This is a genomic window from Clostridium psychrophilum (assembly GCF_018861705.1).
Classification (GTDB): Bacteria; Bacillota; Clostridia; order Clostridiales; family Clostridiaceae; genus Clostridium_AD; species Clostridium_AD psychrophilum.
Genome location: NZ_JAHLEC010000195.1, coordinates 1 through 3007 on the forward strand (window position 1 = coordinate 1; position 3007 = coordinate 3007).

The window sequence follows — 3007 nt, forward strand, 5'->3', positions numbered from 1 at the left end:
ATTTTTGCAAAACATAGTAATCCTCCTCTACGTACTGATTTTGATATTATTATATCATAATTACTACGTTTGGAAGTAATTACAAGCTTTTTGTGGGATAATCATATTATATAATAATACAATTTTTCGTTGCATATTGCCAAAGTTTTAATGCATCATCATAATCTAATTTCATTTGTACTTCATTAAGTACGATCTTATGATTAAGTATTTCAGCTATTTGATTTACTTTCAATGGTATAGCTAATTCTTTAAACATACCCAACTCCATATAATGTTCTTCATCAATATCTCCATTAAAATCTTTAATTTCTGGTATCCCAGAAGCAGCCCCTCTTGCTATTATACCTACTTTATTACTGTATAAAAAAACTAAATCATTTGCTATAATTTTATCAATATCATTTTTCCATGGTGAATAATAAGCTGAACACTTTTTCCCTTGAATCATTTCTGGCTCACAATTAAAGTAATATTTTTTGTTTGTATTTATAATGTAACCGGTAGCCATATTTACACATCCTCTTTTAAATAATTACAATAAGCATAACACAGTTTATATAATTAATAGCTATTTTGTAAAAGATAAAAAGACATAATTAATGATGTGCTAACACATATATTCTAGTACACTCTTCCTTTTCATATGTTCTTTTATATTCTTGTATATATTTTTTAATTATTTTCCCACTTGTTACAAATCTAAAATGCTCTTTATCCTCTCCTAATTGAGAATATATATAACAATAATCCGATAAATTGATTTGTTTTATAATTTCACTCCAGTGAAACCCATCAAAATTATCTATCTTAAGACCATTATTGTCAGCAGTAATATACTTAAATATATAATATTCTTCGTCAGATTTAGTTTTATAATATTTTACTATATGTATACTTTTATTATTATTTGCCCTTAATGGATAAACGATAATAATTCTAGACCATACTAATTCATCTTTCTTAGTATCAAATTTTTCTTGATTATCAATTTTCATAATATCACCCTTTAAAATATTATTCTACTATAAATGGTTTTATTACAAATAAAAAAAACAGAAACACTAATTCATACAAAGAAATAAAAGACTGGCTAAATAAAATTTAACCAGTCTTTTACTAATTATATATATTTAATTAAAGGGGGACTCTAATTAAAAAATTCAATTATTAGTTACTTACTATATATTTATAATAACAACTATTTGTGTCATTTTGATGTCATAAATAACAATAAAATGTAAATTAGATTTTAAACATGTAAAAGAGTACTCAAATTAATGAATACTCTTAATTACTAATGGCTTAATAAATTTTATATCCTTGTAACTTGTATATTGGCTTGAATTAAATTTTTAAAAATTTCATCAATAGTATTTTCATCAATAAAATCTTTCAATTGTGGGTTACTTTCTTTAGCGTTAACATAAACAATTAGATATCTCCCTAATTCTTTAACAATCATCAAATTCATATACACCATATCATCTCGACCATTTTTATCAATGCTGCTAAAAGTAATTCTATCATCATAATAACTTATTTTAATTTTTTTATAACCTTTTATTTCAATATAATTTTTTGAATCCGTTGTTGCTTGAACATCTTTTACATTATATTTGTCCAAACTTCCATTAAAAATATCAACAAAATTTTGCATTGCCTTACTAATAATATTAGTATCAATTGTTAATTTTCTAAACTGCAAAGCTAGTTGCTCTTTCCAATCCATTTCTTCTTTACAATTCATTTGTTCTTTCACTCCCCTCTATAGAACCACTATATACTACATAATTCTACATATGGAATCATATACCTTTATTTCAAGTATTTTAGTTATTACTTTATTTCATTATCAATAATCATTTAATCAACCCTCATAGATTGTTTATTTATAAATAACTTCTTGTATAAGTAGCTTGGCATTTTCTTGAACCAAATTGAAAAAGCAACTAAATTAATAGTTGCTTTCTTATTTTAAAACTTCTGAATTATTTTCTAAACAATCTATACCTTTCGCTTCAATTTTATATGATCCAAATCCTAATAAAACCCTATCATCATTGCTACTATTTTTCTCTTGTTTCATTGAATTGCTACGTTGTGACTTATTACCAGAAATTAGATTATTATCTATCATACTATCTAATAAATCTCCGTACTCCCAATTGTTTAAACCCAAATCCTGCTTCATTGGTATGTTGTCATCTAAATTTAGTTTCATTAATATTTTTAATGTATCCAATTTCCTGTTCATTATTTAAATCATCTCCTTAATAACAATTCTATATTCAATAAGTAAATTCCTTCTATTTATATATGTTATTGTCAATAACGTTGATATCTAAATTAATAAACACTCCTAATCCCTTCTATCTACAAATCCATAATATATACCTAATTGTTGGATAAAAAGAGCTTCATTTACGATGCTCTATCTCATATATTAATGTTTCCTGCTCATTTTTGTAATAATCTTGTATATCTATCTTGATTGAACTACCCATTGTAACTAATTTAAAATAATTTTTGCTAACAATACTTTGAGAATATATAAAACAATGAACTGGAAAATCAATTTGTTTTATAATTTCGCTCCATTGATATCCACTAAAATCATTTACTATACTACCATTATTATCCGCTATAACATACTCAAACACATAATATTCTTCATTAGACCTGTCTTATAATATTTAACTAAATGTGTACTTTTGTTATTAGCAGTTAACGGGAAAATAGTAATAATTTTAGTCCAGATTAACTCATCTTTATCAGTATCAAATTCTCTTTCATTATCAATCACCATTTTTTCACCTCTCTACAATATTATTCCTATGTAAAAAGTTTTATTACATACGTAAAGAAACGATGATTAATTAAATATTTCTAAATGATGGTGAATTGAAAAAGTAACTTCCACTTTGCAGAGTTAACTTCCACCGTAAAAAGAGTTGAAAAAGTTTTTCAATAAAAAAACGTTTATTTTTGCTATTCTTCTAACAAA

At 24.5% G+C, this 3007-nt stretch carries 6 protein-coding genes; all 6 read right to left on the minus strand.

The window, feature by feature from the left end:
* Positions 1–106: 106 nt before the first annotated feature.
* Positions 107–511 (minus strand): hypothetical protein, encoded by a 405-nt coding sequence (locus KPL38_RS18745; RefSeq protein ID WP_216290654.1) that lies wholly within the window; start codon positions 509–511, stop codon positions 107–109.
* A gap of 88 nt (positions 512–599) precedes the next feature.
* Positions 600–998, minus strand: a complete 399-nt coding sequence (locus tag KPL38_RS18750; protein WP_216290655.1) for a hypothetical protein — start codon at positions 996–998, stop codon at positions 600–602.
* Positions 999–1315: 317 nt separating this feature from the next.
* Positions 1316–1750 carry a hypothetical protein gene (locus tag KPL38_RS18755; protein ID WP_216290656.1) on the minus strand — a complete coding sequence of 145 codons (435 nt, stop codon included), beginning with the start codon at positions 1748–1750 and terminating at the stop codon, positions 1316–1318.
* A 222-nt stretch (positions 1751–1972) separates the two neighbouring features.
* Complete coding sequence (locus KPL38_RS18760) at positions 1973–2257, minus strand: hypothetical protein (protein WP_216290657.1); 285 nt, start codon at positions 2255–2257, stop codon at positions 1973–1975.
* Positions 2258–2420: 163 nt separating this feature from the next.
* A complete protein-coding gene (locus KPL38_RS18765; RefSeq protein ID WP_216290658.1) occupies positions 2421–2663 on the minus strand; it encodes a hypothetical protein in 243 nt (80 codons plus the stop codon).
* Positions 2645–2809 (minus strand): hypothetical protein, encoded by a 165-nt coding sequence (locus KPL38_RS18770; RefSeq protein ID WP_216290659.1) that lies wholly within the window; start codon positions 2807–2809, stop codon positions 2645–2647. Before KPL38_RS18770 ends, KPL38_RS18765 begins: the two co-directional genes overlap by 19 nt.
* Positions 2810–3007: the final 198 nt, after the last annotated feature.